Source organism: Streptomyces sp. NPDC058231 (assembly GCF_042882275.1).
In the GTDB taxonomy this organism is placed as follows: Bacteria; Actinomycetota; Actinomycetes; order Streptomycetales; family Streptomycetaceae; genus Streptomyces.
Genome location: NZ_JBHVWN010000004.1, coordinates 140,094 through 164,845, shown reverse-complemented (window position 1 = coordinate 164,845; position 24,752 = coordinate 140,094). Strand labels below are relative to the sequence as shown.

Below are 24,752 nucleotides of genomic sequence, written 5' to 3'. Positions count from 1 at the left end.
AACGGGCGGCGGTCCGGCCTGTCGATGCCTGGCCGGCCGACGCCCCCACCCGCGTCTGATCGACAGCACACCGACGCAGCGACCCAGTGTCCGGATGCCGACCAGGTCGGCCTTGCCGTCGCGACCGATCCGCCGCATGTCTGGCACCAGGAAGTCATCGCTCCAGGACATGCCGCGGGCTATGACGGTGTCATCAACGACTACTTCCTTGTGCGCACTGCCGCGTTCGATCCGCGCGGGACCCTGTCCGACGACCGGCTTGCCGCGGAACACATCAGCGGTCTGAAGCGTTGGCTCCCGTGCGAAGTCGCCCCCTACGTCGCTTTCGCAGGAGAGCGAAGTCTGCGCAACCCGGCTTCCGGCGCCTCGGCATCGAGGTGGACCGGGACCTGATCGCGCTGCGGCGGACGACGGTCCACTCGGCCATCTGCCGAGCTCGTGCCGCGGACATCGCCGGCTGGGACTCCCGTACGGTGCCGGGCCGTTCGGCCGGAGCGGGCAACGGCACCACGTTCGAGGAGGCAGCCCCGGACACCGCGGTCTCCGGGGCCGGTGCCCGAGGGTGAGGTCGACGCCCCCGCGCATCATTTCCAAAACAAATTCTGCAAAAATACTTTTGGAAAGCTTTCGAGAGCTCTAACCTCCGGTCATGGTCAGTGACGAGCGGAGACGCGTACTCGATCCGGAGCAGGACGCAGCAGCCCTCAAGGCGCTCACACATCCGTTGCGCATCCGATTGCTCGGGATGTTGCGACAGGACGGTCCAGCCACCGCGAGCGAGCTCGCGGTCAGGACCGGGGAGTCGTCCGCTTCCACCAGTTATCACTTGCGGGTCCTGGCGAAGTACGCGTTCGTCGCCGAGGCCGAGCACCGTGACGGGCGGGAGCGTCGCTGGCAGGCGGTGCACTCCGTGACCTCCTGGAGCAACAAGGAAATGGGAGCCACGCCGGGCAGCCGCGCTTGGCTCAGCTTGTCGCGCAGGGCCCAGATCGAGCACCTGGAGGCCGCACTCGTCCAGCACGAGGCCGATATCGCCGACGGCCGGCTGGGGCAGGAGTGGGTGGAGCCTTCCGGAATCAGCGACCTGATGCCCCGTTTGACTTCCGAGTCGCTCACCGAACTGTGGGAAGTGCTCGACCGGAAGCTGGAGGAACTGACCGCCCGTGACGCGGAGGACCCCCGCGCGGCGCAGGTCGTACTCCTGACCGCCGGGCTGGCACTGGCACCGCGCGAATCCGGCACGGAGCCGGACGCCCGCGCCGCCGAGACAGATGCAGCCGCTGAGACAGATGCCGAGAAGGCTTCATGACCAGACCGCTGGACATAGACACGGCACGCCGCCGCTACGTCACGGTCTGTGTTCTCTTCTGGCTGCCACTGGGACTGACCATCGCCCCGTTGATCCTGTTGTTCACCGCGCGCGGTATGACGATGACGGCCATCGCGGGCTTCTTCGCCGCGCACTCCCTCACGGCCGCGGCGTTGGAACTGCCGACCGGAGGGCTGTCCGACGTCTTGGGACGCCGCGCGGTCCTGGCCGCAGCCGGCCTGCTGAACCTGGTCGCCCTGACCCTTCAGGGCCTGGGCACCGCTCCCTGGCTGCTCGGCCTGGGCATGGCGCTGATGGGTGCGGGCCGCGCCCTGTCCAGCGGACCGGCCGAAGCCTGGTACGTCGACTTCGTCCACGCATACTCCGGGCCCGGCGCCGAAGTGCGCACCGGCCTGGCCCGCGGCTCCTCCGCGACCTCCGCCGCACTCGCCGCGGGCACTCTGCTCGGCGGTGCCCTTCCCTGGCTGCTCGGGGCCGGGCCCGACCTCGGTGCATGGCTGAGCGAAGCCACCTCCGGCCGGGTGCTGCCTCTCTCCGTACCGCTACTGCTGGGTGCGGCGGTCGAGATCGCCTTCGTGCTGTACGTGTTGACCGCTCTCCCCGAGCCGTCCCGGCCGTCGGCCACGCTGCGCGATGTACTCCGAGACATCCCGGCGACGGTCGCGGGCGGGTTGCGTCTGGGGGCCCGTGACGCGCTGGTTCGCCGGGTATTTCTCAGCGCGGGGGCCGCCGGCAGTGCCTTGGCCGCGATCGAACTGCTCACACCGGGACGTGCTGCGGCCCTCACCGGCGCATCGGAGTCGGGAGCGGTGCTCTTCGCCGCACTCGCCTGCGCCGGATTCATCTGCTCCGGTATCGGCAGCCACCTCGCACCGCTGACTGCCCGGCTGGCGGGCACCGGCGAGCGCGCGGTCGTCGTGAGTCTGGGCACCGGCGCGAGCGGACTGCTCCTGCTCGGTGCCACCGCAGGGTCTACAGGAGTGGGCTCCGTGATCCTCGCGGCCACCGGTTACGGTCTTGTCTACCTCGGGCTCGGCGCGGCGGGACCGAGTGAGAACGACATCCTGCACCGCCGTGTCGCCAGTGCGGTTCGGGCGACCGCGCTGTCCGTCCAGTCCCTTGCCCTGCAACTGGTGGCAGCGCTGACCGGCTTGATAGTCGGCACCCTCCGGCCAGGCCCAGTGCCCTGGCTGCTGGGAGGCATCGCGCTGCTGGCGGGAGCACTCCTGTGGATCCATCGCAGCGGGTCCGCATCCCCGGATCCAGGTACGACGCCTCTGCTGAACGACGAGTCGCGCTCCCCGAGCATCGTCGGCCCCGATCTTCATCAGCCCGATGTGGGTCAGTCGGATGCCGGTCGGTAGCGCCGGGGTCGGCGCCCGGCGCCCCGGAGCCGCCGAGCAGCGCACCATCAATGCCGGCAGCAATTCCTGGGGGATGTCCTCGGCTACGACAGCACGGATGACGCCGGCACGCGATGCCCACCGGGGCGTGATGCCTGACAGTCCAGTCAGGACAACTGTGATCGTCGAGCGCCCGTCCACTCGTGAGGGTGGTCGATGTCGCCGGTGCCCCGGACGGGGATGGCGACGAGGACGAGAACGATCCCGGCCAGGGTGACGGCGAGGCGGGCACGTCCGGGGTTCTTTTCGCGGTCGGTGGCAAGGAGTTCACCACACCGTCGGCCATGCACCTGTTGGTCGAGGGCGGTCAGATCGTCCGCATGCACCTCTACGAAGAAACGCTGGCCGTCGACCGGACATTCAGCACCGACTGAACGGGTCCGTCCGGAACGTCGGCTGCGGTGACCGGTGCGTCCACGATGTGGGAGCGAGGCCGGTACGCGTGGACCGGCGGGGGAGGGGCGTCGCATCTCGACCGGTCCCGACAGGCCGTCTGCTTGCCGCCCGTGCTGAGCCTCGCCCGGGCCGGCGGACGTAACGGCGACGGCCGCCGGAGCACGCCGGACGTGCGGCCCGTCCCCACGAGGGCCGCCCCGGCCGGCCGCTCCTGCGTCAGCCGGTCACCGCTGTCGTCCGGAAGAGGTCGCCACAGATGAGGGGCTGGGTGGTGCGCAGGGTCAGGGCCTCCCGGGAGCCGGGAGGGTAGACCCGGAGATAGTCGGGCCGGTCCCAGCACTTCGAGCCCTTGATCCCGCGGTTGAGGGTGTGCAGAGTGGTTTCGGCCGAGTCGCCGGCGCCGATGACGGTCGCCCGCCCCGCGGCGCCCTCACGGTCGGCGGGTTTGCCGATGAGACTGCCGTCGCGCTTGATCAGAGAGACCCCGGGGAAGCCGGTCAGGGTGCAGGAGTGGGAGGACTTGTTCACCAGTGTGAGCTGGTAGTGGATCTGGCCCGCTCCTGGGTCGCCCTGCGCCAGGCGCATGGTGAGTTCCTTGGTCGTGCAGCGCCCCGGACCGCTGTCGGTCACCGGGGTGGATGCGGCAGTCGAGGTGGTCGGGGTGGCGGCCCTGGTGGGAGCAGGCTCGCCCGGGGCGATGGCCGTGTCCGGGGCGGTGCTGCCGTGGGCCGACCTGCTGGAGCCCGCGGGCTCGGTCGAGGGGGAAGGGCCGTCGTTGCAGCCGGCGGTGCCCAGGGCGAGAGATGCGACTGCCGCCGGGACGAGGGCGTACCGGCTGAGCGCGCGCCCGGTCCCGGCCGGTCCGCGTCCCCACGGACGGAAGGCTCGTGGGGACGATGGGGTGGTTCGCGGAGTGGAGTCCATGATTCTCGCCTGCTCGCTTCTGCGCCCCTTGAATCATCAACTCCGGTGCGGGAGTACGGTTTCGGACTCCCGCACCGGGCCCGGCGGGAGCGGCGGACGCAAGATGACCCGGACCTGATGGAGCGAGGGGGCGCGGTGTTGCCGGATTCAGGAGGCGGCCGCGGCCTCGTCTTCCAGCGCGCATCGGATGAGGGTGTCGGCGGCGGCGCGGGCGTGTAGCGCGGTGTCGGGGTCTCCCGAGACGGCTGCCGTGGTCTGGGCGCCCTCGGCAAGAAGGACCAGCTGCGGGGCGAGCCGGTCGGGGCTGCCGGCGGCGCGCCGCCACCACCATCCGGCGCTGGCGCGACGAGCTGATCACCTTGCTGGCCGCCAAGGCACCACGGCTGGACCGCGCCCTGAAGAAGATCGCCCGACGGGACGGCGAGGTCGTCCTGATCGACGGCACCCTGATCCACGTAGGTTTCCGAAGCTCGATCGCCGGTTACCGGAAAAGTCATATTCGGCGCGGTACGGCTCCGTCCTGCCAGCGGTAGAGGTCGCGCAGCAGGGAAATCTCGGCGCCGTGATGGATCAGCTCCCTGTTGACGTGCAGGACCCTGTTCTCCATGGGAAACCGCTCGGGACCCACCGCGGGCGGATTCTCCAGGTCAGCGTCCGAGAGCTCGCGGACCCCCGCGTTCCATCTCCCATACATCTCATCGAGCTGTTTCAGCGCCTCGTCAGCGGTCCCCGCGTAGGCGAATGTCTGGGAGTCGACGTCCTGGCCGCCGAAGTACCATCCGACCCGATAGCCCAGGCACGAGACGATGATGTGAGCCAACCGCCAGGCAATCGTGGTCACCGGCGCCGGCACCGGGCCAGGGGACGCGAAGTCCATCGTCCACTCCCTCGAACCTTCCGACATCGGTGCGGCCGACGTGCCACGCGGGCGGACGCTCCAGCAGTCGCGCACCGGCTCCCAGAAATACTCCTCATCGGTGAGACCGTCCAGCCGTGGCCGCAGGTTTGTGCGCCAGTGCCAGTCCAACTGCTCCGCGAGCCGCTCGCTTCTTGCCATTTCCGCACACTACATACAACGGAAACTTGGCTGCGACCCTCGCGGATGCCGTCGCCGGCCGTGGGCCGCGAGAGCGCACCGCACCGGGAGATGACGCTGGGGGCTGATGTGCCGTTCGGGCCGCGCCGCCGCGAGCGGCTGTTTGACATCAACAACCCGGCTGGCTGGGTTGGGTTCAATGACCCAGATGTGACAGCCTCGACCGATGACATGACGGATGATCAAGACCGCAGACTCCCGCCCGAAATCAGCATGAGTACCCCGAGCGAGCACCACGCCAGAGCCTCCGACCTGCATGTTCGAAGATGGCGAAGACTCAATGGGAATCGTGGTACTCGGATCGGCCATGCGCCGATCTCCACGGGACGACCGGGTCCCGCTCGCTGCGGCGGCTCCCTCTTCGGGACCGGGCGCCGGTACTCGTCCTGCTCACCGTCCCACAACCCGCCCTGCCCCACCGGGTTTCGCCCCGGCATCGGGTCGTCCGGATCGATGACGGAATTCGACGTTGTCGACTGGCTTCGGCTAGAGGCCGCGCTTCTGTCCGTGGTCGAACTCCACGGCGCGAGTGTCGCTTGCATGGTCGAGTTTGCTCTGTCTAAAGTGCGAACGCACCTATGTGGACGCACAGTTGCTGTCGCGGTCCGAGATTGCTGACTTCAACAACGGCTGCCCGAGAAACCGTTCACCGCGCGGCCGCCTCCGGAGCCGTCCTCCTTCCGTCTCGGAGTGCCTCTCGGTCCGGTCGGATCGAGCAGAGATGCCAGGCAGCTCACCCCTGACCAGTTGTTCAGAGGCAAGGAAACACATGAAGGCGAAGAAAATGAACGACGCTTCCCGGGAGCTTCCGTCACAGCACAGGCGTCGGCTGATCGGACTGGCCACGGCAAGCGCGTTGACGGCGGGCCTCTCCGTCCTCCTGCCACCGACCGCGCAAGCCGGCGCCGACGCCTCGTCGTCTACGGTCAGACAGCGGGAGTTTGCGTCGGCCGCGGCCAAGTACCAGGTGCCCGCACAGGTGTTGCTCGCGGTGGCGTACCAGGAGTCGGCGTGGGACGCACACACCGGCCAGATGAGCACCGGCGGCGGTTACGGGCCGATGCACCTCACCGACGTCACTGCCGCCATGATGGCTGCGGGCGCTGCCGGCGCTGTCGGCCGCGGCGACCTCGCCGCCATGGCAGGCGATCCGGCCCTGCACACGGTGCACGCCGCGGCGACCCTGACCGGCCTGTCGCCGACAGCCCTGCGGAACGACCCCGCCGCCAACATCGAGGGTGGCGCGGCCCTGCTTGCGGCGTACCAGCGGGCCGTGAGCGGCGACACGCCGGCCGACGCCGGGCAGTGGTACGCGGCGGTGGCCCGTTACAGCGGCTCGTCGCAGAGGGACAGCGCCACGGCGTTCGCCGACCGCGTCTACGCAACCGTCAGGGCCGGGGCCGGCCGCACCACCCAGGACGGCCAGCGTGTATCGATGCGCGCCAACGCCGGAGTCCGTACCGCGACCGGCCAGTTGGGCAAGCTCGCGCTCACCGGCGAGGAGCCCACGCCGACCGAGTGTCCGCCCGTGGTCCAATGCACCTACCTGGCGGCCTCGCCCTCCAACGGGCAGGTCTCCAGCCGGCCCGACAACGGCATCAGGATCGACACCATCGTCATCCACGACACGGAGTCCTCGTACGAGTCGGCCATCAGTGCCTTCCAGGCCGCGGACGGCTCCGCGGCCAACTACGTCATGCGTTCCTCCGACGGTGCGGTCACCCAGATGGTGCCCACGAAGGACATCGCCTTCCACGCGGGCAACTACTCGACCAACCTGCACTCCATCGGCATCGAGCACGAAGGTTTCGCAGCCCACGGCGGCACCTGGTACACCGAGGCGCAGTACGAGGCAACGGCGAACCTGGTCAAGTACCTCTCACAGCGCTTCGGTATCCCGCTGGACCGCGAACACATCCTCGGACATGACAATGTTGCCGGACCCAACTCCACTCTGGTCGCGGGCATGCACTGGGACCCGGGAACCTCCTGGGACTGGGAACACTTCATGAGCCTTCTCGGCGCCCCGGTGACCGGACCTCACGGGGTCGGCCCGGTCGGCTCCGCGGTCACGATCACACCCGGCTTCACGGACAACCAGCAGACCGTGCAGATCTGCCCGTCGGACGACCCGACCGGCGCCACCACCGCCTGCACCGACCAGCGGCAGCCCTCGAACTTCGTTCAGCTGCGCACCGCGCCGAGCGCAACCGCCCCGCTCTTCGGTGACCAGGCAATCCACGAGGGTGGCGCGGGCACCGACCGGATCAACGACTGGGGCTCCACCGCCCAGGCCGGACAGCAGTTCGTGGTGGCCGGCCAGGACGGCGACTGGACTGCCATCTGGTACAGCGGCACACAAGTGTGGTTCCACAACCCGAACGGTTGCAACACCACGCCCGCCCACGATGTGACCCTGATCAGCGCCACCGACTCCGCACCGGTGCCCGTCTACGGCTCCAGCTACCCCGACCGGGCCGAGTACCCCGCCGGCCTGTCGCCCTCGACCCAGACTCCGATCAGCTACTACACGGTCCCGCCCGGCCAGGCCTACGTCGCCACCACCCAACCGGCCGCCACCGACGACTACTTCACCTCCGGCGCGGTCGTCATCGGGGCCAAGCAGATGTACACCATCCAGTACAACCACCGCATCGCCCTCGTCTACTCCGCAGACGTCACCCCGACCGGCGCCTGACACGGGTGTCGATGCTCTGTTCTCCGAGATCGTGACCCGGCCGCGTGGCGCTGTGAGTCGGCACGCGGGATCACACGGCGCCGGCCCACAGCGTCGGGGGCCTTCCCGCCGCGCACGCGCAGGGCCCCTCGACGGGCGGCTCGGACAGACATGGAGCAAGAAGAAAGGCGCAAGTGATGGACAGGCGAATGTTCTCCAAGATGTTCTCCGCAGGTGCTGCCGCGGCCTCGCTGCCCGCGTTCTCGACGGCGTCGGCATCGGCGGCCACGTCCGGTGAGGAGAAGTCGGCGGGACTTCCCACAACCGTGCCGGGCACGCATCCGTCTTCGGCTGGTCGAAGTAGATCAGAGCCGGTCTTCTGAACGTCGGGTACGCCGAGGTCGGCCCGGCCGACGGTCCCCCGGTCATCCTGCTGCACGGCTTGTCGTACGACATCTGCAGTTTCGAGGAGGTGGCACCTTCCGGAGCGGCTCCTCGCGATGCCCGGCGTGTGCGGATCACTTGCACGGTCGCGCCGCGTGCTGCTCGGGCGCCGCCGCATGGTGTGTCCGACGGCGCCCGGGGCCGGTATCAGCCGGCGGCTGCGGGGCTCTCAGTCGACCGGAGGTGGGCGGCCATGGCGGGATCGCTGATCCCGTCCCTGCCGGTTTCCACGCGGCCCGCGAAGCGGCGCTCGAGCGGTGACCCGTTCACCGTGACGCTGAAGTCGTACCAGTGGCCGCTCGGGTTCAGCGACCAGCGCCGTTCGACCTCCTTGCGGGGCGGCACATGGACCGTCCGGGGCTCGGAGAATCGGTAGGCGTGCGGCTCGATGTGCAGCGTGACCGGCTTCGGGCCGGGGTTGTGCACGGTGAGGACGACTGAGCTTCCGGAGCGGTCGTACCGAACCCGGAGTTCGGGGCCGGCCTCGGAGGCCGTACTCCCGGTGAAGGAACGGAAGAAGCCGCCCGGGCCGTGGACCTCGAGGTCGTACGCGCCCGAGTCGGCCACCATGGCGTCCCAGACATCGGTGAGCTGCTTCCCGGCCTCGACGGTGTAACGCCGCGGGATCCGGTCGAGGTGGCTCCTGTCGTACACGTGGAAGACGGCGCCCTTGCGGCCGGTGTTGATGAACCGGAGGGTGACCCTGCCCTCGGCGTGGTCGACGGAGGCGTCGGTGTGCAGTTCGTACGGCAGCGCGCGGGAGTACCGCGTCCCGTGCTCCTGAAAGAGCGGTTCCGCCGTCGTCGGCGCCTTCGGCGCGGGCAGGGTGCGCTGCTGGGCGTCGGAGTCGGCCCAGTCGCTCTGGTCGGGCAGTGCGGGGAATCGCCGGACGTTGGGGCGCCTGAAGTCGAAGGCCGAAGTGAGGTCCCCGGAGACCGCACGGTGCCACGGACTGATGGTGTCCATCCGGACGCCGAAGCGCTGTTCGAGGAACATGCCGATCGAGGTGTGGTCGAAGACCTCGGAGTCGACCCAGCCGCCACGGCTCCACGGGGAGACGACGTAGAGCGGCACCCTCGGGCCCAAGCCCCACGGACGGGTCGTGCCAGTGATCGTGTCCTGGGGTTTGAGCCACGACGACGTCTGGGCGGACGCGTCGAAGTACTCACCGTCCAGCGGGACCGTCGACTTGCCGGCGAGCGTGCCGTCGAGGTTGTAGGACGGAACGGCCGGCGCGGGCACGTGGTCGAAGAGCCCGTCGTTCTCGTCGAAGGTCAGCAGGAAGACGGTCTTGCTCCACACGTCGGGGTTGGCGGTCAGCGCGTCCAGCACGTCGGCCGTGAAGTTGCCGCCGTGCGTGGGGCTGGAGCCCGCACCGGGGTGCTCGGAGTCGGCCGCCGTCGTCAGCACCCAGGAGACCTGCGGCAGCGTGTCGTTGAGCACGTCGTCCCGGAGCCGGTCCAGGAAGTCGGGGCCGCCGGTCATGCCGTGCTCGTACACCGGGGTCCCGGGCCGCGCGGTCCGGAAACTCTCGAACGCCAGGCAGCCATGCATCGCGCCGGTCCAGTTGTCGTTCATGTCCTGGTAGATGTGCCAGCTGACGCCGGCACGTTCCAGCACGTCCGGGATGGTGTCCCAGTCGAACGCGTTACTCGCGTACTTGTAGGTCTGCGGCCACGCGCCGGGCACCCATTCACCGTTGATCCAGCACCGGAGGTTGTTGGGCTCGGACTGGTCGTGCTGGGCGTTGATGCCGCGGCGGCCGAGTTCGGGGTTGAAGTTGGAGCCCGACCAGAACGTGATGCGGTTGGGGTCGGTGCCGGTGGTGACGGAGCAATGGTAGGCATCGCAGATCGTGAACGCCTCGGCGAGGGCGAACTGGAACGGGATGTCGTCCCGCCGGTAGTGACCCATGGAGTACTCGGTCTTGAACTTCGGCCAGTAGCCGAGTTTGCCCTGGTTCCAGGCGGCCTGTGCGTCGGCGAACGAGTGAGGGGTCGAGGGGACGAGGAGTGCGCTGGAGCGCTCGGGGTCGAGATGGTAGGGCGGGATCTCTCTCGAACCGTCGGACTGGTACCAGACCGGTTTCCCGCTCTCGAGGGGGATCGGGAACCGGTCACCGAAGCCGCGCACCCCGCGCATCGTGCCGAAGTAGTGGTTGAAGCCGCGGTTCTCCTGCATCAGGACCACCACATGCTCGACGTCCTTGATGGTTCCGGTGCGGACTGCCGCGTCGACGGCGAGCGCCCGGCTGATGGAACCGGGGAGCGCGGACGCTGCGGCCGCCGCTCCCAGAGTCGTCGCCGACCTGCGGAGAAAGTCGCGGCGACTGGTTGATGAGGGCATGGCGCATTCCTTGCTCGGCGGACGGGGCTGCGCCCGGACGGGGACCGTCGCCGGAATCACGTCGGCCTCGGGGGCCGGCCGATTCCCGTGCGGTGACGGCGGCAGCCAGCACAACCTAGAAAGGCAGGGTGAACCCGAGCTGATCGTGCGGAAGTTCGGCATGAACAGCACTGCCCACCACTCATGCCGGGCACGCAGTCCCGGTTCTCGACCGCCGTCGGTGGACATCCTGGTGGGCCATTCGACCGGCGGCGGCGAGATGACCCGCTACATCGGCCGGCACGGCACCGGCCGGGTGGCCAAGGCCGTACTGCTCGGTGCGATCCCGCCGTTGATGCTGAAGACGCCGGAGAATCCCGAGGGGCTGCCGATCGACGTTATCGACGAGATCCGCAACGGTGTCGCGAACGACCGCTCGCAGTTCTACAAGGACCTCAGTGCGGCCTTCTACGGCGCGATCCGCCCCGGATCGACGGTGACGCAGGGCATCCGCGACGAGTTCTGGCTGTGGTCGATGTCCGTGGGCATCAAGGGCGCGTACGACTGCATCAAGGCATTCTCCGAGACCGACCTCACCGAGGATCTCAAGCGGTTCGACCTCCCCACTCTGATCGTCCGCGGTGACGACGATCAGATCGTGCCCATCGTGGCCGCGGGCAACAAGTCCTCGAGGCTGGTCAAGGGCTCGACCTTCAAGGTCTACCCCGGCGCCCCGCACGGTCTGTCGATGATCCCGAAGTTCGCCGACCAGTTCAATGCCGACCTGCTGGCGTTCGCCCGCGCCTGACGGCGTCGTCGCGCGCCGCACGGGCCTTGCGTGCCCATGAGGGCTGTCCCCCGGTCCCGGGCGGGCGCATGCGCATGACGGCAGCTTCCTTCTCCCCGAAACACCGTTCAGTCCGTCCGGTTGGCGTTGAGGGGCGACGAAACCCGCTTCCGTGCCGGGTCACGGAGAGCTAGTGTGCGGGCAGCGAGTCACCCACGAGGAGTCAGAGAGATGCCCGGTCGTCCGAGCGCGCGTTGACGCTGTAGGCCGTGATCGGCCTGTCATCGCGTGCTGCCCACGGTGTTGCGGCACAGCGAGCCTTCTCCTGCCCGAACCGCCGGCGCACCCGTTGCGCCGCCCGGTAGCGGGCCTCGCCGGCGACCCAAGGACTCCCCGTGCCGTCCGCTTCCCCTGCTGTACCCGACTCCGGTCTGCCTGTTCCATCGAGCCTGTGGTGGGACGGCGACTTCCGCAGACTGTGGGTGGGGCAGACCGCCTCCCAACTCGGCGAACACGCCAGTCTGGTGATTCTTCCGCTCTGCGCCGTCCTGACGCTCGACGCCGGCGCCGCTCAGCTGGGCGCCCTTCGCGCGGTGGGGCAGACACCGATCCTGTTGCTCTCGCTCTTCGTCGGCGCCTGGGTGGACAGCCTGCGGACCCGTACGGTGATGGTGCTGTCGGACGTCGGCCGGACCCTTGCCCTGGGCGCCGCCGCGGTGGTCGGCCTCTTCGGGACGCTCGGCCTGCCCGCACTGTTCGTGGTCGCCTTCGCCGTCGGGGCCCTGTCTGTGTTCTTCGACGTGGCATACCAGGCTTCAGCCGTACGGCTGGTGCGCCGCGATCAACTGGTACGGAGCAACAGCGCACTGGAGGCCAGCCGGTCCGCGGCACAGATCGGCGGCCCTGCTCTCGGCGGTGCGTTGGTGTCCATGCTGTCGGCGCCGATCGCTGCGGCCTCCAGTGCCCTGTTGTTCACAGTGTCGTTCCTGTCGATCCGACGGATCCGCCGCACCGAATCGGTCCCGGAGCGCCCGGCCCGTCACCCGCGGGTACGGCGGCGGATCAGTGAGGGCATCCGTTTCGTCGCCGGTGACACCTTGCTGCGGACCGTGTGCCTGGCCTCGGCCGCCTTCCAGTTCTCCTTCGCTGCCGCGATGACCGTGTATCTGCTCTTCCTGCCGCTCCAACTGCACATGTCGGGCACCGCCGTGGGGTTGACACTCGCGGCGACGGGTCCGGGCGCGCTTCTGGGCTCGATGCTGGCTGCTCGCCTGCCGAGTCGGTTCGGCCACGGTGTGGTACTCGTCTCCGCGGCAGTACTCGGCGATGGAGCCTTCCTGTGTGTGCCCGCGCTGAACGGCTCCTCAGCGGTGACGATTTCCGCACTCCTCGCGGTCAACTTCGTGTTCGGGGCCGGCGGTCAGCTGGTCAGTGTCACGGTCATGGCCGTACGGCAGACCGTCACACCGGACGGGATGCAGGGCCGCGCCGCAGCGACGATCGCGTTCAGCGGCATGGGCCTGACCCCGCTCGGCTCGCTGCTCGGCGGATTCCTCGCGGAGGAGTGGGGGCTGCGCACCAGCCTCCTGGTGACGGCAGCAGGCATGCTGCTGTCCCCGGCGCTGATGGTTCTGTCACCGCTCGCGCGCCTGGGGCCGACCCTTCCGGCATCCCGGGACACGCCGCCGGAGGGCGCCGCCGAGGTCCACGGGACGAGCTCCCCGACCGCCGAACCCGGTTCACGGGGAGGGAGCCCGGATGGCAGTTCCCCGATTCGGCGGCCCGGGCTCAGGAACAGTCCGTGAGGAATTCGATGAGTGCCGCGTTCACCTCGGCCGGACGCTCCTGCTGCGTCCAGTGGCCGCAGCCCGCCAGCTCCAGTGGCTTGCGCCGCAGACCGGGCATCAGACGGGGGAGCCTCTCGATGAGTTCGGGCGTGCCGGGGAAGGCAGGAACCGGGTCGCGGTCGCCGTAGATGTACAGGGCGGGAGAGGTGACGACCGAGCCCTGCCACGGAGCGGTCAGCTCCCAGTTGCGGTCGAGGTTGCGGTACCAGTTGAGAGCCCCGGTGAAGCCCTTCGCGAAGCTCTCGGTGAGCGCGTCGAGATCGTCCTCGGTGAACCAGTCAGGAAGCGTCTCGGGGTCCGGCATGTCCGCGAGCCAGCCGCGCTCCGGATCGACCAGCGGCTGCTTGCCCGCGCCGGCGCCGGGAGCTTCACCGGAGGCCGAATAGAAGAATTTGCGCAACGCGGTGCGCGTGTCCTTCGCGAACTCGGCGTCGGCGACACCGGGGCGGTTGAAGTAGTTCCAGTAGAAGCGGCCGCCGAACTTCTTGTCCATGGCGACCAGCGGAGGCTCCGTACCCCGGAACGGGGGCGGCACACTCAGGCCGGCCACCCCGAGGACCATGTCCGGCCTCAGCAGAGCGGTGTGCCAGGCTACCGGCGCGCCCCAGTCGTGCCCGACGACGTACGCCTGCTCCTCACCCATCGCCTGGATCAGACCGACGACGTCGCCGACCAGGTGGAGGATGCTGTACGCGTCAACGGCTTCGGGACGGTCGCTGCGCCCGTATCCACGCTGGTCAGGGGCGACCACTCGGAAGCCCGCGTCGGCCAGGGGACCGAACTGGTGGTGCCAGGAGTGCCATGACTCGGGGAAGCCGTGCAGGAGCACCACCAGGGGGCCCTCGCCTTCCTCGGCGATGTGCAGTCGGACCCCGTTCGCGTCAACCATCCGATGCTCAACCATGTGCCTGAGCGTATACGGCGTGGCCTCGGCGGTCCGTCCACTGCTCGGCGGCCTCGGCCCTGGGCCTGCGCGGAGCCCGCCCCGCCCGTCGCACCGGCCGACGAGGCGGTGCTCCGCCCGGGTGCGGCCCCCTCTCGGGGAGGGTGCCGCACCCCAGGGGCTCAGCGCTGGGCCATGGCGGGCGGGGCGGCGTCGACGCCCCAGCTCGTCGGCTTCTCCGAGAGCTTGACCTTGATCGTGCCGGAGCGGAGCAGATCCTTGTGGGAGAGCCAGCTCTGGCGCAGCTTGCCCTTGTTCGTGTCCACGGAGGACACGTACTGGAGCTTCGACGCGTCGGCGCCCGGGGCCTCGACGGTGATCTTCCGTCCGTGCTCGGGCCGGATCTCGACCTTGTCGAACATCGGCGCGGTGACCACGTAGTCGGCGGAGCCGGGCTGGGCCTCGAAGATGCCGGCCATGGCGAAGACGAGCAGCGACGAGGTGGCGCCGAGGTCGTCGTTGCCGGGCATGCCGTACACGTCGTCGGTGAAGAGCGTCCGCATCGCGCGCAGCACGGCTGAGGTCTTCCACGGCGCGCCGGTCCACGCGTACATCCACGGCGTGTGGAAGTCGGGCTCGTTGTTGGGATTGAAGGCGAAGTTGTTGTGGTAGTCGTACGCGCCGGTCACCCATGACTCCGAGGCGGCCTTCGCCGGATCGGTGAGCACGGTCGGCATGTCGAAGAACTTGTCGAGCCGCTGCTCGGCAGCTGCCTGGCCGCCCATGAGGCCGTACAGGGTCTGCGGGTCCTGCTGGGCGAGCCACTGGTACTGCCAAGCGGTGCCCTCGTGGAAGGCGCCGGACTGAGTGGGGTCGGGGTTACCGGCGACCGTGCCGTCCGCGTTCTTCGCCACCGGGAATCCGGAGAAGCCCTGCGACGTGACGCCGGAGTCCCAGAGCTTGGTGAAGTTGTCGCAGCGCGAAGCCAGCGTCGCGGCCTTGTCCCGGTAACCGAGGCCGCCGGCCATGGTGGACAGCGCGCAGTCGGCGAGCGAGTATTCGAGCGTGGCCGAGCCCGCCTGGCGGCTGTCGCCGTACAGGTACCCGGGCAGGTTCTGGTAGCCGACCCAGCCGTTCTTGACGTACGTCGGGTTGCCGTCGCGGCCACGGAAGATCGACTGGTCCGCGGGGACCTCGTTGACGTTCTTCCAGAGGGCGTCGAAGAGCTGGCGCGAGGTGTGGGTGTCCAGCAGCCCGCGGTTGTAGATGTCGACGATCCACGGGGTGATGGGATCGCCACTCATCACGTTGGTCTCGCCGCCGCCGAGTCCCCAGCGCGGCAGCCAGCCGCCGTCCTGGTAGATGTGCAGCACGGACTTGGCCATGTCCGTGGCCTTGTCCGGGTTCAGCAGCGCCACCAGCTGGTTCTGCGAGCGGTAGGTGTCCCAGAGCGAGAACATCTGGTAGTACGTGGAATCCGCGCGGTGCACCTGGTCGTCGAAGCCGCGGTAGCGGTTGTCGACATCGGACCCGATCGACGGGTGCAGCAGCGAATGGTAGAGCGCGCTGTAGTACGTGCGCTGATCGGCGGTGCTGCCGCCGGCCACGCGCATGCGGTTCAGCTCGTCCTGCCAGGCGTCGTGCGCGCCGGTGCGGGCCTTGTCGAACGACTTCGGCTGCTCGGCCTTGCGGTTGAGGCGCGCGCCGTCGATCGAGGTGTAGGAGAGGCCCACCGAAGTACCGACCTGGTCGCCCTTGGCCGGGTCGAACGTCACCCAGGCGCCGGCGCGCTTGGTGCCGCGCGTCGCTTCGCGCTGGTCCGGAGTCAGGGTGCCGTCGGACCAGGTACCGAAGTCCGAGAACTTCCGGTCGAACTTGGCGCTGAAGAATATCCGGTAGCGCTCCTTCCCGGTCTCACCGCAGAAGTTGCCCCCTTGGACCCACCCTTCCACCGTGTCGTCGCCGACAACCTTGACATCGCCGGCGTAGGTGCTGCCGTTGCTCTCGCCGGCCTCGATCAGGACGTTCTCGGCGCCCGATCCGGCGGGGTAGGTGTAGCGGTGCTGGCCGGTCCGCTGTGTCGCGGTGAGCTCTGCCTGGATGCCGTTGTCGAACTTCACGCCGTAGTAGCCCGGCGCGCGGGTCTCGTTGTCATGGCTGAACTTCGCACCGGACTGCGCCGGGTCGGACGACGTGACGGCACCGGTGGTCGGCATGAACCGGAAGTTGCCCATCGTCTGGCAGCCGACACCCGAGAGATGCGTGTGGCTGAAGCCGAGGATGGTGTCCTGTTTGTAGTCATAGGAGGCGTACTTGTTCAGCTGCGTGTCGGGGCTCAGCTGAACCATGCCGAACGGGGCGGCGGCGCCCGGGAAAGTGGTCCCGTCACCGTTGTTGCCGATCGACGTGTCGACCAGCGTGGTGGGGTCATCGGCGAACTTCGGGCCCTGCTCCTTGGCGCTTGCGACGCCGGAGGTGGCGGAAGCCGCGGCCACGGTGGTGGCGATCAACAAGGCGGTGAACACGCGTTTCAACGCTCTCATCGCGATCCTCTCGTACGACAACGTTGTCAATTTCGAGCTTGTCGATCTTTGCCCTTCCGGTGCCGTTCCGTCAATCCGCGCCTCAACTCCGTTGGTGTGATGTGGACTTGTAGTCCGCACAGTGCTCTTCGGGCGGGCGTGACCGCCCACGGACCCGAACCGCCGGCACGAGGCGGTCTCCCTTTGAGCGAGTGCAGCAGGCAGCCGAGTGTCCGGTGGATGAGGTCCGTGCACGCACCTGGCTGGAGCTGAGCCATGGGCGCCGCGCCCGGACGGCCGCAGCTGAGTGGTTCGCCGTGCAGCGGACGGAAGGGGCCCCTGGCCGGCATGACGCCGTACAGGGGCCCGTTGAGCTTTCGAACCAGGTCAGCCGTCGGACTCCGACGACGGAATGTAGGCGCCCGGAACGTCCTCCGGCGAGAAAATCTTGTCTTCGCCGGGGTACGGCTCGGACCACTCATGCGTCTGGTACCACGTGAGGTGGTTCATCTGCGCGGGGTTCGCGAAGTCGGGCACGGCGTGGGGGCCGGTCAGCCGCTGGTGCGACTTCCAGGTGTCCCACTTCGCCGCTACCGCCTGCTTGGCCGCAGGCACCTTCGCCGAAGGCACGGGCGCCGCGCTGGGGTCCTGCGGTGCCGGGGTGTCCAGGCCGCAGGCGGGCGAGGTCGCCAGACCCGCGGTCAGCGAGGTCCGGTTGGGCAGTGCCTTGAACGGCTCGAAGTCCGCCTTACGGGTGAAGGCCCCGGTCATCGGGCTGGCCGCGCTGTCCTTCTGGTTCATCGGGTGGATCCCGAGGATCTGCTCGATGGTCCGGATCATCGTGATCTGGGAGTAGTAGTGGCTGTCGACGGTGCCGTGCTGGGCCCAGGGGCTGATGATCTGGATCGGGGCGCGGTGGCCGTCGACATGGTCGAGGCCGGCCTGGGAGTCGTCCTCGACGACGAAGATCGCCGAGTCCTTCCAGTACCGGCTGTGCGAGATCGTGTCGACCATCCTGCCGACCGCGAGGTCGTTGTCCGCGACTTGAGCGGTCGCGTTCGCCGGACCGCCGGTGTGGTCGCTGGAGAGCCAGAACATGTTCAGGTTCGCCGGCCCGTTCTTCTCGAAGTCACGCTTCCAGATCTCGGCCCGGTAGATGTCCGGGACGCTGGTGTCGAATTTCGGGAAGCCGTGTACCGACACGTCGTTGAGCGACGGGATCGGCGAGGACGAGTCGAGATGGTAGGCGGTGTCCTGTTCGGTCGCCTCCATGTTCTTCGTGTCGCAGTACAGGTTCTGCCAGGTCGAACCCGAAGGCTTGGCCAGGAACTGCTGGAACTCGCCGAAGTCCCGCACCGACTTCCCCGCCGCCTGCGCACCGGTCCAGATGAAGCCGGTCCGCTGATGGCCGAGAGCGTCGTCCTCGGTGTCGTAACTGCGCAGGTACTCACCGGCCGAGGATTCGGTGTACTCCGGATTGTCTGCCTGCATCAACCAGTTGTGTCCCTCGGCGGAGTTCGTGCCGATGTCGTACGTGTTGTCGTACAGCCCGAACTGCTGGGTCAGCGCGTGCTGGTTCGGCGTCACGTTCTCGCCGAACTGCGCCAGCGAAGGTTCGCCGTTGCCCTGCGGAATGTCACCGAAGAGCTGGTCGTAGGTCCGGTTCTCCTTGACGATCAGGAAGACGTGCTTGATCGTCGAGGGATCGCCGAGTCGGGCCGGGACCGGCACCGGCTTCGTCCTGCCCTTGCCCTTCGCCAGTGGGACCGCGCCACCGGTCCAGCCGTTCTGCTTGAAGACCTTGGCGGTCTCGGACTTGATGACGCGATCGTTCGGCAGCGTGAACTGCTGCAGGCTCGAAGTCGTGTCGTGGGTGGCGTGTCCGGCGCTGTTGGTGGGGCGGCGGGCGTCAATTCCACGGGTGTTGGAGACCAGCACCTTGTTGCCGACGGTGGCGATCTCCGCGGGGAAGTAGTCCGTCGGGAGCAGGCCGACGTAGCTGACCGGCTCCTGCGGGCTCGTGAACCGGTAGACGGCGACCGCGTTGGCGCGTCCGAGCGTCACCAGCAGGTGACCGTCGTCCGTGAGTGTCACCGCGTCCGGCTCGTAGCCCACCGACGCCTCCGGCCATGGCTGGGTGGCAATCGTCTGCACGACCTTGTTCCGGGCGGCGTCGATGACCGACACCTCGTTGGTGGCGGTGTTGGTGACGAACACCGCCCCCTTCTTGGCATACAGCGCGGTCGGGTGCAGACCGACGTTGATACTGGAGACGGCGGCGGCCGGGTTCCTCAGGTCGATGACGCTGACCGTGCCGGTGGTGGTGGCAGCGGTCACCGGATCGGCCGGTACCTGGGTGTTGTAGGAGTTGATCGTGGTGTCGCCGGACTTCGCCGGACGCCCGCCCTCATTGCTGACGTACAGCCTGGTGCCGACCTGGACCACGCCACGCGGCGCGTTGCCCACGGCCCAGCTCTGCTGGATGGACCCGGTCGCCGCGTCGATGGCGACCACCCGGTTCTGACCGTTGACGGCGGAGTACACGGTGGAGCCGTCGGCCGAGAACAGCGCCGCACCCACCAGAGCGTGTCTGGGCCCGTCCGCCGGGATCGGGACGAACGTCGGGTCGGCGACGCTGCCGTCCGGATTCACGGTGAACCTGGTGTAGCCGTCGGTCTGGCCCAGCCACAGCTGCGAACCGTCGGGCGAGTACGTGGGACCTTCCTGGCCCACGTCGTTGCCACTGATGCGCAGGTTCGCCGACGCCGAGTTGCCGACGAGTTGCTGCACCTTCCAGTTCTTGACGTCCACGATGGCCAGTGCCATGCCACCATCGGTGACCGAGGCCGCGAGGTGAGTGCCGTCCGGGCTGACCGAGGACGACATGATCTTGCCGTTGTTGATGACGAGGCGGTCACCGTACGGGGCGATGTGCTGGTCACTGGAGATGACCTGACCCTGAGCGGTGGTCTGACCCACCTGTTCGGTGCCGAACTGGTGCGTCTGAGCGAAAGCGGTGCCGGTGGCGGCCAGGGCGACAGCGGTGACGCCTGCCGTTACCAGAGTGGTCCGGCGGCCGATGCTCCTACCGAGAAGGACGAAATAATCCCTCTCGACACGCCGGCGGCGGCGTGTTACCTGCATTGAGTCATCCCTTCGAAGTGGCTGAGAGCAGCTCGACATTGCCGTCGAACTGCCAGAGCGGATTCGGTGTGTCCCCGATCGGGGTCCGCACCAGGAAGTAGCCGTTCACCTCCTTCGGCCCGTCGCCATCGGCCATGAACCGGCCGTCGGAGGTGACGTCGAGCTGGTAGATGGCCGTCCCTGCGGCCTCGACCCGGGGGAGATGCCAGGTGACGACACATCGCCAGTCGTTCCCCGGCCCATGGGCGGCGACCTGCCCGGCGCCCTTGTTGCATGCTGCCGTGACCCGCAGCTGCGCCTCGGTGACGTCCGGACGGTTGAGTTCGTCGGTCTGAATGCGGTACAGGTGGGCGAAGGCCGTGGCCACCGACCGCTGGACCTTGTCCTGCTCGATTCCGGAGCCCAGGGACGGCGTGGCCACGGCTACGACCGCGACCGTGAGGGCGCCCAGTCCGGCCAACGGCAGCAGCCCGGTGCTGATCGCACGGCGTCCGGTGCCGTCGTACGCCGGGTTGGTGAAGTCGCGCCGCAGGAAAAGGAAGTACGCCAACGCCGTCGCGAACAAGGCCCACACCAGGCTGACCGCGATGCCGATCAGGAGTGGGTCGATCTGTGACGGGCTGGTGAAGAGGCCGTTCCAGGCGATGAACGCGTAGCCGGGCAGGGCGAGACGTACGGCCACGGGCAGCGGCAGCATCTGGGCGAGCTGCATCACGAGCGCGACGAGCGCGGGCAGCAGCAGCCCCATCGGGGAACGCCCCAGTGCGATCGACCCGAGCAGTCCGATTGCGGCGAGGGCTGCCGTCGGGGCGAGCACGCACACCCAGGCGAGGAGGACCCCGCCTGCGGCTTCCGAAGGCGTGAGCAGGTGGCCGTCGAGTCCGACCAATGGCTGGTTGCCGACTGTCACCAGCCCGCCGACCGCGCTGGAACACGCCAACCCTGCCATGAGAAGCAGGATGACGGTGAGGCTGGCCAGTGCCTTCGCCATGAAGATCCGCCGAGGCGACCGGACCGCCACCAGCAGGTGGCGCCATGTACCGAGCCGGTCCTCGGAGGCGAACACGTCACCGGCGACCAGCGAGGTCAGCAACGGAAGTGCCCAACTGCCCGCGAAGCCGAGCACCACCAGTGAGCCGGCCCACCCCGTGGCGTGCATCCAGCGGCCGAAGAGGGTGTCGGAGGGGAGCGAGCTCTGCTGACTCACCGCGGCCACGAAGAGCGCCGGCGCGATCCAGCATGCGAGAACCAGCAGACGGATACGCCACTGCGAGACCAGTTTGACCAGTTCGAAGCGGTAGCCGCGCGCCACCGATACGGGGTGGACCCTGGCAACGTTGTCGACGGTGAGGGTGGCGGTCATCGGTCGGCCTCCTGCTGCTCGGTGAGGGCGAGGAACGCGGCCTCGAGCGGCGACACCACGGGGGCGAGCTCGCGTACCGCGATGCCCCCGTGTACGAGCCGCGCCACCAGTTCATCGAGGGCCGGCACCAGCGCGCGCACGACGAGCACCTCGTCGCCGTGCCATGCTCCGGCGTCGTCGACGACGCCGATTCCGGCCATGCCGACAGCGAGCCCGCGGGCGGCCTGCGGGTCGGAGGTGAGCAGCCGGTAGTCCAGTTCATGGTTCTCTGCGGCGAGCTTGCTCAGCGGACCGGAGAAGACGACCCGCCCGGTGGCGAGGATGGTGACCTCCGAGCACAGCGCTTCGAGGTCGTCCATGCGATGGCTCGAGAGGACGACGCTGGTCCCGCCCGCCACGAGCCGGTTCAGGACTCCGTGGACGTGTCTCTTTCCGGCCGGGTCGAGACCGTTGGAAGGTTCGTCGAGCACGAGCAGCCGAGGCTTTGTGAGGAGGGCGGCTGCGAGCCCGAGCCGCTGACGCATACCGAGGGAGAAGCCGCGGGCCCGGTCGTCCGCGACATCGGTGAGCCCGACGTCGTCAAGTACCTCGTCGATGTCCGTCGTCCGCGCGTCGCGGCTGCGGAGAGCGGCCAGCGCGGCGAGGTTCTGCCTGGCGGTGAGCGAGGGGTAGAGGCCGGGCCCGTCCACGAAACCGGCGACACCGTCGGGAGCGGCGAGCGACCGCCCTACCGGCCTGCCCAGGATCTCGAGGCGACCGCTGTCGGCGACGGCCAGACCCAGCAGGAGGCCGAGCAAGGTCGTCTTACCGGCACCGTTCGGTCCGACCAGGCCGTGGATCTGCCCCTGTGCCATGTCGAGATCGATGCCGTCGAGTGCGACGACGTCGCCGAAACACTTGGTGATCCCGTGAGCCCGGATTGCGAAGCGTGTGTCCATGAACCCCTTCTTTCGAAACCCTCAGGGACCCTAGGGGCGGCACACCACGCAGGCAGGGGTTGCTGATTGAACACCTGCGGAACGGGAGACGACGAGGAGCCGCTGCGCCGATGGCTGTCGATGTTTCGACCGACGTCCTTCCGGTGGCGCGGTCGCAGGGCAGATCGAGCGAGGGTCTGCGCAGTTGCGTCAGCAGGCGCGCCGCGCGGGGCGGCGGAGCGCGCCCGCCTGACCATCGGTCAGGGATGTGTGATGGGTACTCGGGTGATCACGTGTCAGGTGGGTTCAGGGACTCGGCGCCGTGCGGCGAGGCCGACGAGGCCACCGACGGCCGCCAGGCAGTTGACTGAGCGTTCTCCCGACGGAGGTGAACCTCTCGTCCGTCCGCGGTGAATGCGGCCCTCGCACTCGCCCGACTGCTGGAACGCACCGGGGCGGGCCGGTATCTCCGCCGTCTCTGTCCGCGCGCCGCCCCTCGCTACCGCGCGAAGGTCACCGGCGCGTGGCCCAGGCGGCGAAGCCTTCGACGGCGTCGGTGACGGCGTGGAACCGCAGGGAGTGGAAGGAGTCGAAGTTGTGCTGGGTGCCAAGCAGTTCGACGAAGGTGACCGGCGCGGTGGAGGTGCGGGCGAGGTCGTCCGCGAAGCGACGGGCGTCCTTGACCAGCACCAGAGTGTCCAGGGCGCCGTGGACGATCAGGAACGGTGGCGCGTCCGCATGGAGATGGGCGTGCGGGGTGGCGGGGGCGCCCGATGCGTCTGCGCCGGCCGGTCCGTAGTAGCCGTACAGTCCGACGGCGCCGGAGACCGAGTCATCGGTCAGCGCGATGGTCGCGGCCAAGGTGTGCGCCGGCCGATCCTCCGGCGACGACCAGACGCGAGGGATCGGCGCCGAGCTCGTCGGCGTGGTCACGCAACCAGACGATCGCCTGTCGTGCATCCGCGAGCGAGTCGGTGTAGGCGGTTCGTAGCCGGTAGTTCGCGCTCGCGCAGACCCAGCCGCTGCCGGCCAGGCGGTGGAGCAGCGGGTGCGCACGGAGAAGCTTGCTGCCCGTCATGAACCCGCCGCCGTGCAGATACAGCAGGATCGGCGCGCCGTGCGGGTGGGCGCGCGGGACGTATACGTCCAGGCGTTGGGTCCGGGCGTCGCCGTACCGGCGGTCACGGAGCCTGCGTACGTCGGGCCGCCATGAAATCAAGGGCAGCAGCAGGACCCTGAGGAGGGGTAGTCGCCTGTGGGGTATCCGGATGCCTGGCCGGGCTGCCAGGGCCGCCTCCAGGACGCTGCGCGCCGACCGGGAGCGGAACGCGAGGGCGACCATGCCGCAGGCGGGGACGGCGGTGAGTGCGACCGCCAGCCACCACAGTGGCGTACCGACCCGTGTCAACAGCGTGGGAAGGGTGCCGGCCACCAGCAGGGCCAGGCCCAGGAACGGCTGTTCGTTGAGTAGATACCCGAGCCAGAACCATCGGTTCGACGGACTCGACCGCGGTGGCAGGGGTGGCCGCAGCGCGGCGAACGTGCACAGGGTCAGCAGCGCTACGGAGAAGAGGAAGCCCAACGGCACGATTGATCACACCCTGCCCGGCGCAGTGAGGCGCAGCCGCATCAAGGCCGCGCTGTCGAAAGCCAGGAGGACGGCGCATTCCACGGGACCCGTCAGCCGCGTCGGCACATCGTCCTCCAGCCTCGCTGATGCGATGCAGCCCATCCTGCCCTTCGCGTTGCAGGATGAGAAGTGCCGATCCTGGGTGCAGTCGGAGCCGGGCAGATCAAGGGTGACGGCAGCCCGGACGTTGCTCGTCACGGGCGTGGTCGAGCAGCGCATGGCCGCCGCTACGTCGGCCGGCAGCCTCCAGGCCGACGCATTTTTTCTTCCGATATCCAGCCTTCAGTCCCGGCGGAGTTCACGCGGGGTGTCCGGCGGTGATGTCAAGCGTGTCGTGCAGGGACAGCGGCGGTGTTGTGCCGGTGCTGGTGTGCGGGGCGTGCGTGGTGATGGGGTCGAGGAGGAAGGCGACGTGATCGCCTCCGTCAACTCGATGGTGGATCCGTCCGGCGAACCAGGCGAGGGCGTCTGTGAGAACAGGGGCCTTGTCAGGCCCTTCGCTCCATGGGACGTCGGCGAACTTGTCCACTTCGGCACCGCACAAGGCGCCGAAGTGCGCGGCGAGGTCGTGGCGTCCAGGGAGCAGGTGGACCACCAGAACTTCGGCCTCGCGGGCCAGGAGGTATGTGTGGTTGGCCTTGGAGAGCCATACGACGAACCGGGCAGGCTTCAGGGAACACTGGCCGGCGAAGCCGACCAGGCAGCCCGCGCGTTTGCCCCCGACCGCGGTGGTGACCACATACACAGGAGATTCCACCAACGCGGTGAAGGCGTCGAATTCTGCCATCTGAGAAACCCTCCTGGTGTAGGAGTCCTATTCATTCATAAAGGTCCAGTTTGTCCTTGTTGCAGTATGCTCGACATGTTGGGAGTGATCATTATGTCCGGTGGTCAGAAATCTCGATCGAAGGTCGAGCAAGCCAAGGGCAAGGTCAAGGAGACCGCAGGCCGTGCCGTGGGCAACGAAAGCCTGGAAGCCAAGGGGCGCGCCGAGAAGGCGAAGGGTGACACCCGACAGGCCAAGGAAAAGATCAAGGACGTGTTCAAGCACTGACGCGCGGGTC

General features: G+C 68.5%; 19 protein-coding genes and 1 pseudogene. 8 read left to right on the top strand and 12 right to left on the bottom strand.

Annotated elements, in window-relative coordinates:
- Window positions 1–377: 377 nt before the first annotated feature.
- The 4 genes from ACFVXE_RS04650 (at window position 378) to ACFVXE_RS04635 (ending at window position 3,107) form a co-directional block, all read left to right on the top strand.
- Window positions 378–566 carry a hypothetical protein gene (locus tag ACFVXE_RS04650; RefSeq protein WP_389669149.1) on the top strand — a complete coding sequence of 63 codons (189 nt, stop codon included), beginning with the start codon at window positions 378–380 and terminating at the stop codon, window positions 564–566.
- An 83-nt stretch (window positions 567–649) separates the two neighbouring features.
- The gene (locus ACFVXE_RS04645) at window positions 650–1,309 is read left to right on the top strand and encodes an ArsR/SmtB family transcription factor (protein ID WP_389669147.1); all 660 of its coding nucleotides are present in this window, start codon (window positions 650–652) and stop codon (window positions 1,307–1,309) included.
- Window positions 1,306–2,694 (top strand): MFS transporter, encoded by a 1,389-nt coding sequence (locus ACFVXE_RS04640; RefSeq protein WP_389669145.1) that lies wholly within the window; start codon window positions 1,306–1,308, stop codon window positions 2,692–2,694. The genes ACFVXE_RS04645 and ACFVXE_RS04640 overlap by 4 nt, the downstream gene beginning before the upstream one ends.
- A gap of 188 nt (window positions 2,695–2,882) precedes the next feature.
- On the top strand, window positions 2,883–3,107 hold the full coding sequence (locus ACFVXE_RS04635; protein ID WP_389669144.1) for a hypothetical protein: 225 nt from the start codon (window positions 2,883–2,885) through the stop codon (window positions 3,105–3,107).
- A 238-nt stretch (window positions 3,108–3,345) separates the two neighbouring features.
- Here ACFVXE_RS04635 and ACFVXE_RS04630 read toward each other — a convergent pair whose 3' ends face one another.
- Both ACFVXE_RS04630 and ACFVXE_RS04625 read right to left on the bottom strand, forming a co-directional pair.
- On the bottom strand, window positions 3,346–4,053 hold the full coding sequence (locus tag ACFVXE_RS04630) for a DUF4232 domain-containing protein (RefSeq protein ID WP_389669142.1): 708 nt from the start codon (window positions 4,051–4,053) through the stop codon (window positions 3,346–3,348).
- A 493-nt stretch (window positions 4,054–4,546) separates the two neighbouring features.
- Entirely contained in the window at window positions 4,547–5,110 is a 564-nt protein-coding gene (locus ACFVXE_RS04625; protein WP_389669140.1) for a DinB family protein, read from the bottom strand.
- A gap of 823 nt (window positions 5,111–5,933) precedes the next feature.
- On the opposite strand from ACFVXE_RS04625, the gene ACFVXE_RS04620 reads away from it, so the two are divergent.
- Window positions 5,934–7,847, top strand: a complete 1,914-nt coding sequence (locus tag ACFVXE_RS04620; RefSeq protein WP_389669138.1) for an N-acetylmuramoyl-L-alanine amidase — start codon at window positions 5,934–5,936, stop codon at window positions 7,845–7,847.
- A gap of 70 nt (window positions 7,848–7,917) precedes the next feature.
- Here ACFVXE_RS04620 and ACFVXE_RS04615 read toward each other — a convergent pair whose 3' ends face one another.
- On the bottom strand, window positions 7,918–8,265 hold the full coding sequence (locus ACFVXE_RS04615) for a hypothetical protein (RefSeq protein WP_389669136.1): 348 nt from the start codon (window positions 8,263–8,265) through the stop codon (window positions 7,918–7,920).
- A gap of 152 nt (window positions 8,266–8,417) precedes the next feature.
- Entirely contained in the window at window positions 8,418–10,616 is a 2,199-nt protein-coding gene (locus tag ACFVXE_RS04610; RefSeq protein WP_389669134.1) for a phosphocholine-specific phospholipase C, read from the bottom strand.
- Between the two features lie 226 nt (window positions 10,617–10,842).
- On the opposite strand from ACFVXE_RS04610, the pseudogene ACFVXE_RS04605 reads away from it, so the two are divergent.
- Both ACFVXE_RS04605 and ACFVXE_RS04600 read left to right on the top strand, forming a co-directional pair.
- Window positions 10,843–11,403 (top strand): annotated as a pseudogene (locus tag ACFVXE_RS04605) (alpha/beta fold hydrolase); the annotation flags it as partial.
- Window positions 11,404–11,777: 374 nt separating this feature from the next.
- Complete coding sequence (locus ACFVXE_RS04600) at window positions 11,778–13,187, top strand: MFS transporter (RefSeq protein ID WP_389669132.1); 1,410 nt, start codon at window positions 11,778–11,780, stop codon at window positions 13,185–13,187.
- Here the strand turns inward: ACFVXE_RS04600 and ACFVXE_RS04595 are convergent.
- From ACFVXE_RS04595 to ACFVXE_RS04560, 8 genes are all read right to left on the bottom strand, one after another.
- On the bottom strand, window positions 13,171–14,133 hold the full coding sequence (locus tag ACFVXE_RS04595; protein WP_389669130.1) for an alpha/beta fold hydrolase: 963 nt from the start codon (window positions 14,131–14,133) through the stop codon (window positions 13,171–13,173). The genes ACFVXE_RS04600 and ACFVXE_RS04595 overlap by 17 nt on opposite strands.
- Window positions 14,134–14,294: 161 nt before the next feature.
- Window positions 14,295–16,655 (bottom strand): GH92 family glycosyl hydrolase, encoded by a 2,361-nt coding sequence (locus tag ACFVXE_RS04590; protein WP_389669129.1) that lies wholly within the window; start codon window positions 16,653–16,655, stop codon window positions 14,295–14,297.
- A 366-nt stretch (window positions 16,656–17,021) separates the two neighbouring features.
- Window positions 17,022–19,778, bottom strand: coding sequence for an alkaline phosphatase family protein (locus ACFVXE_RS04585; protein WP_389669127.1), 2,757 nt, complete (start codon window positions 19,776–19,778; stop codon window positions 17,022–17,024).
- Between the two features lie 4 nt (window positions 19,779–19,782).
- Window positions 19,783–21,141: an ABC transporter permease gene (locus ACFVXE_RS04580; RefSeq protein WP_389669125.1), complete on the bottom strand. Its 1,359-nt coding sequence runs from the start codon at window positions 21,139–21,141 to the stop codon at window positions 19,783–19,785.
- Window positions 21,138–22,079, bottom strand: coding sequence for an ABC transporter ATP-binding protein (locus ACFVXE_RS04575; protein WP_389669123.1), 942 nt, complete (start codon window positions 22,077–22,079; stop codon window positions 21,138–21,140). Before ACFVXE_RS04575 ends, ACFVXE_RS04580 begins: the two co-directional genes overlap by 4 nt.
- 492 nt (window positions 22,080–22,571) lie before the next feature.
- Window positions 22,572–22,919, bottom strand: a complete 348-nt coding sequence (locus tag ACFVXE_RS04570; RefSeq protein ID WP_389669121.1) for a hypothetical protein — start codon at window positions 22,917–22,919, stop codon at window positions 22,572–22,574.
- Window positions 22,891–23,646, bottom strand: a complete 756-nt coding sequence (locus tag ACFVXE_RS04565; RefSeq protein WP_389669120.1) for an alpha/beta hydrolase — start codon at window positions 23,644–23,646, stop codon at window positions 22,891–22,893. The genes ACFVXE_RS04570 and ACFVXE_RS04565 overlap by 29 nt, the downstream gene beginning before the upstream one ends.
- A 340-nt stretch (window positions 23,647–23,986) precedes the next feature.
- Window positions 23,987–24,475 (bottom strand): flavin reductase family protein, encoded by a 489-nt coding sequence (locus ACFVXE_RS04560; RefSeq protein ID WP_389669118.1) that lies wholly within the window; start codon window positions 24,473–24,475, stop codon window positions 23,987–23,989.
- A 93-nt stretch (window positions 24,476–24,568) separates the two neighbouring features.
- On the opposite strand from ACFVXE_RS04560, the gene ACFVXE_RS04555 reads away from it, so the two are divergent.
- On the top strand, window positions 24,569–24,742 hold the full coding sequence (locus tag ACFVXE_RS04555) for a CsbD family protein (protein ID WP_389669244.1): 174 nt from the start codon (window positions 24,569–24,571) through the stop codon (window positions 24,740–24,742).
- Window positions 24,743–24,752 lie beyond the last annotated feature (10 nt).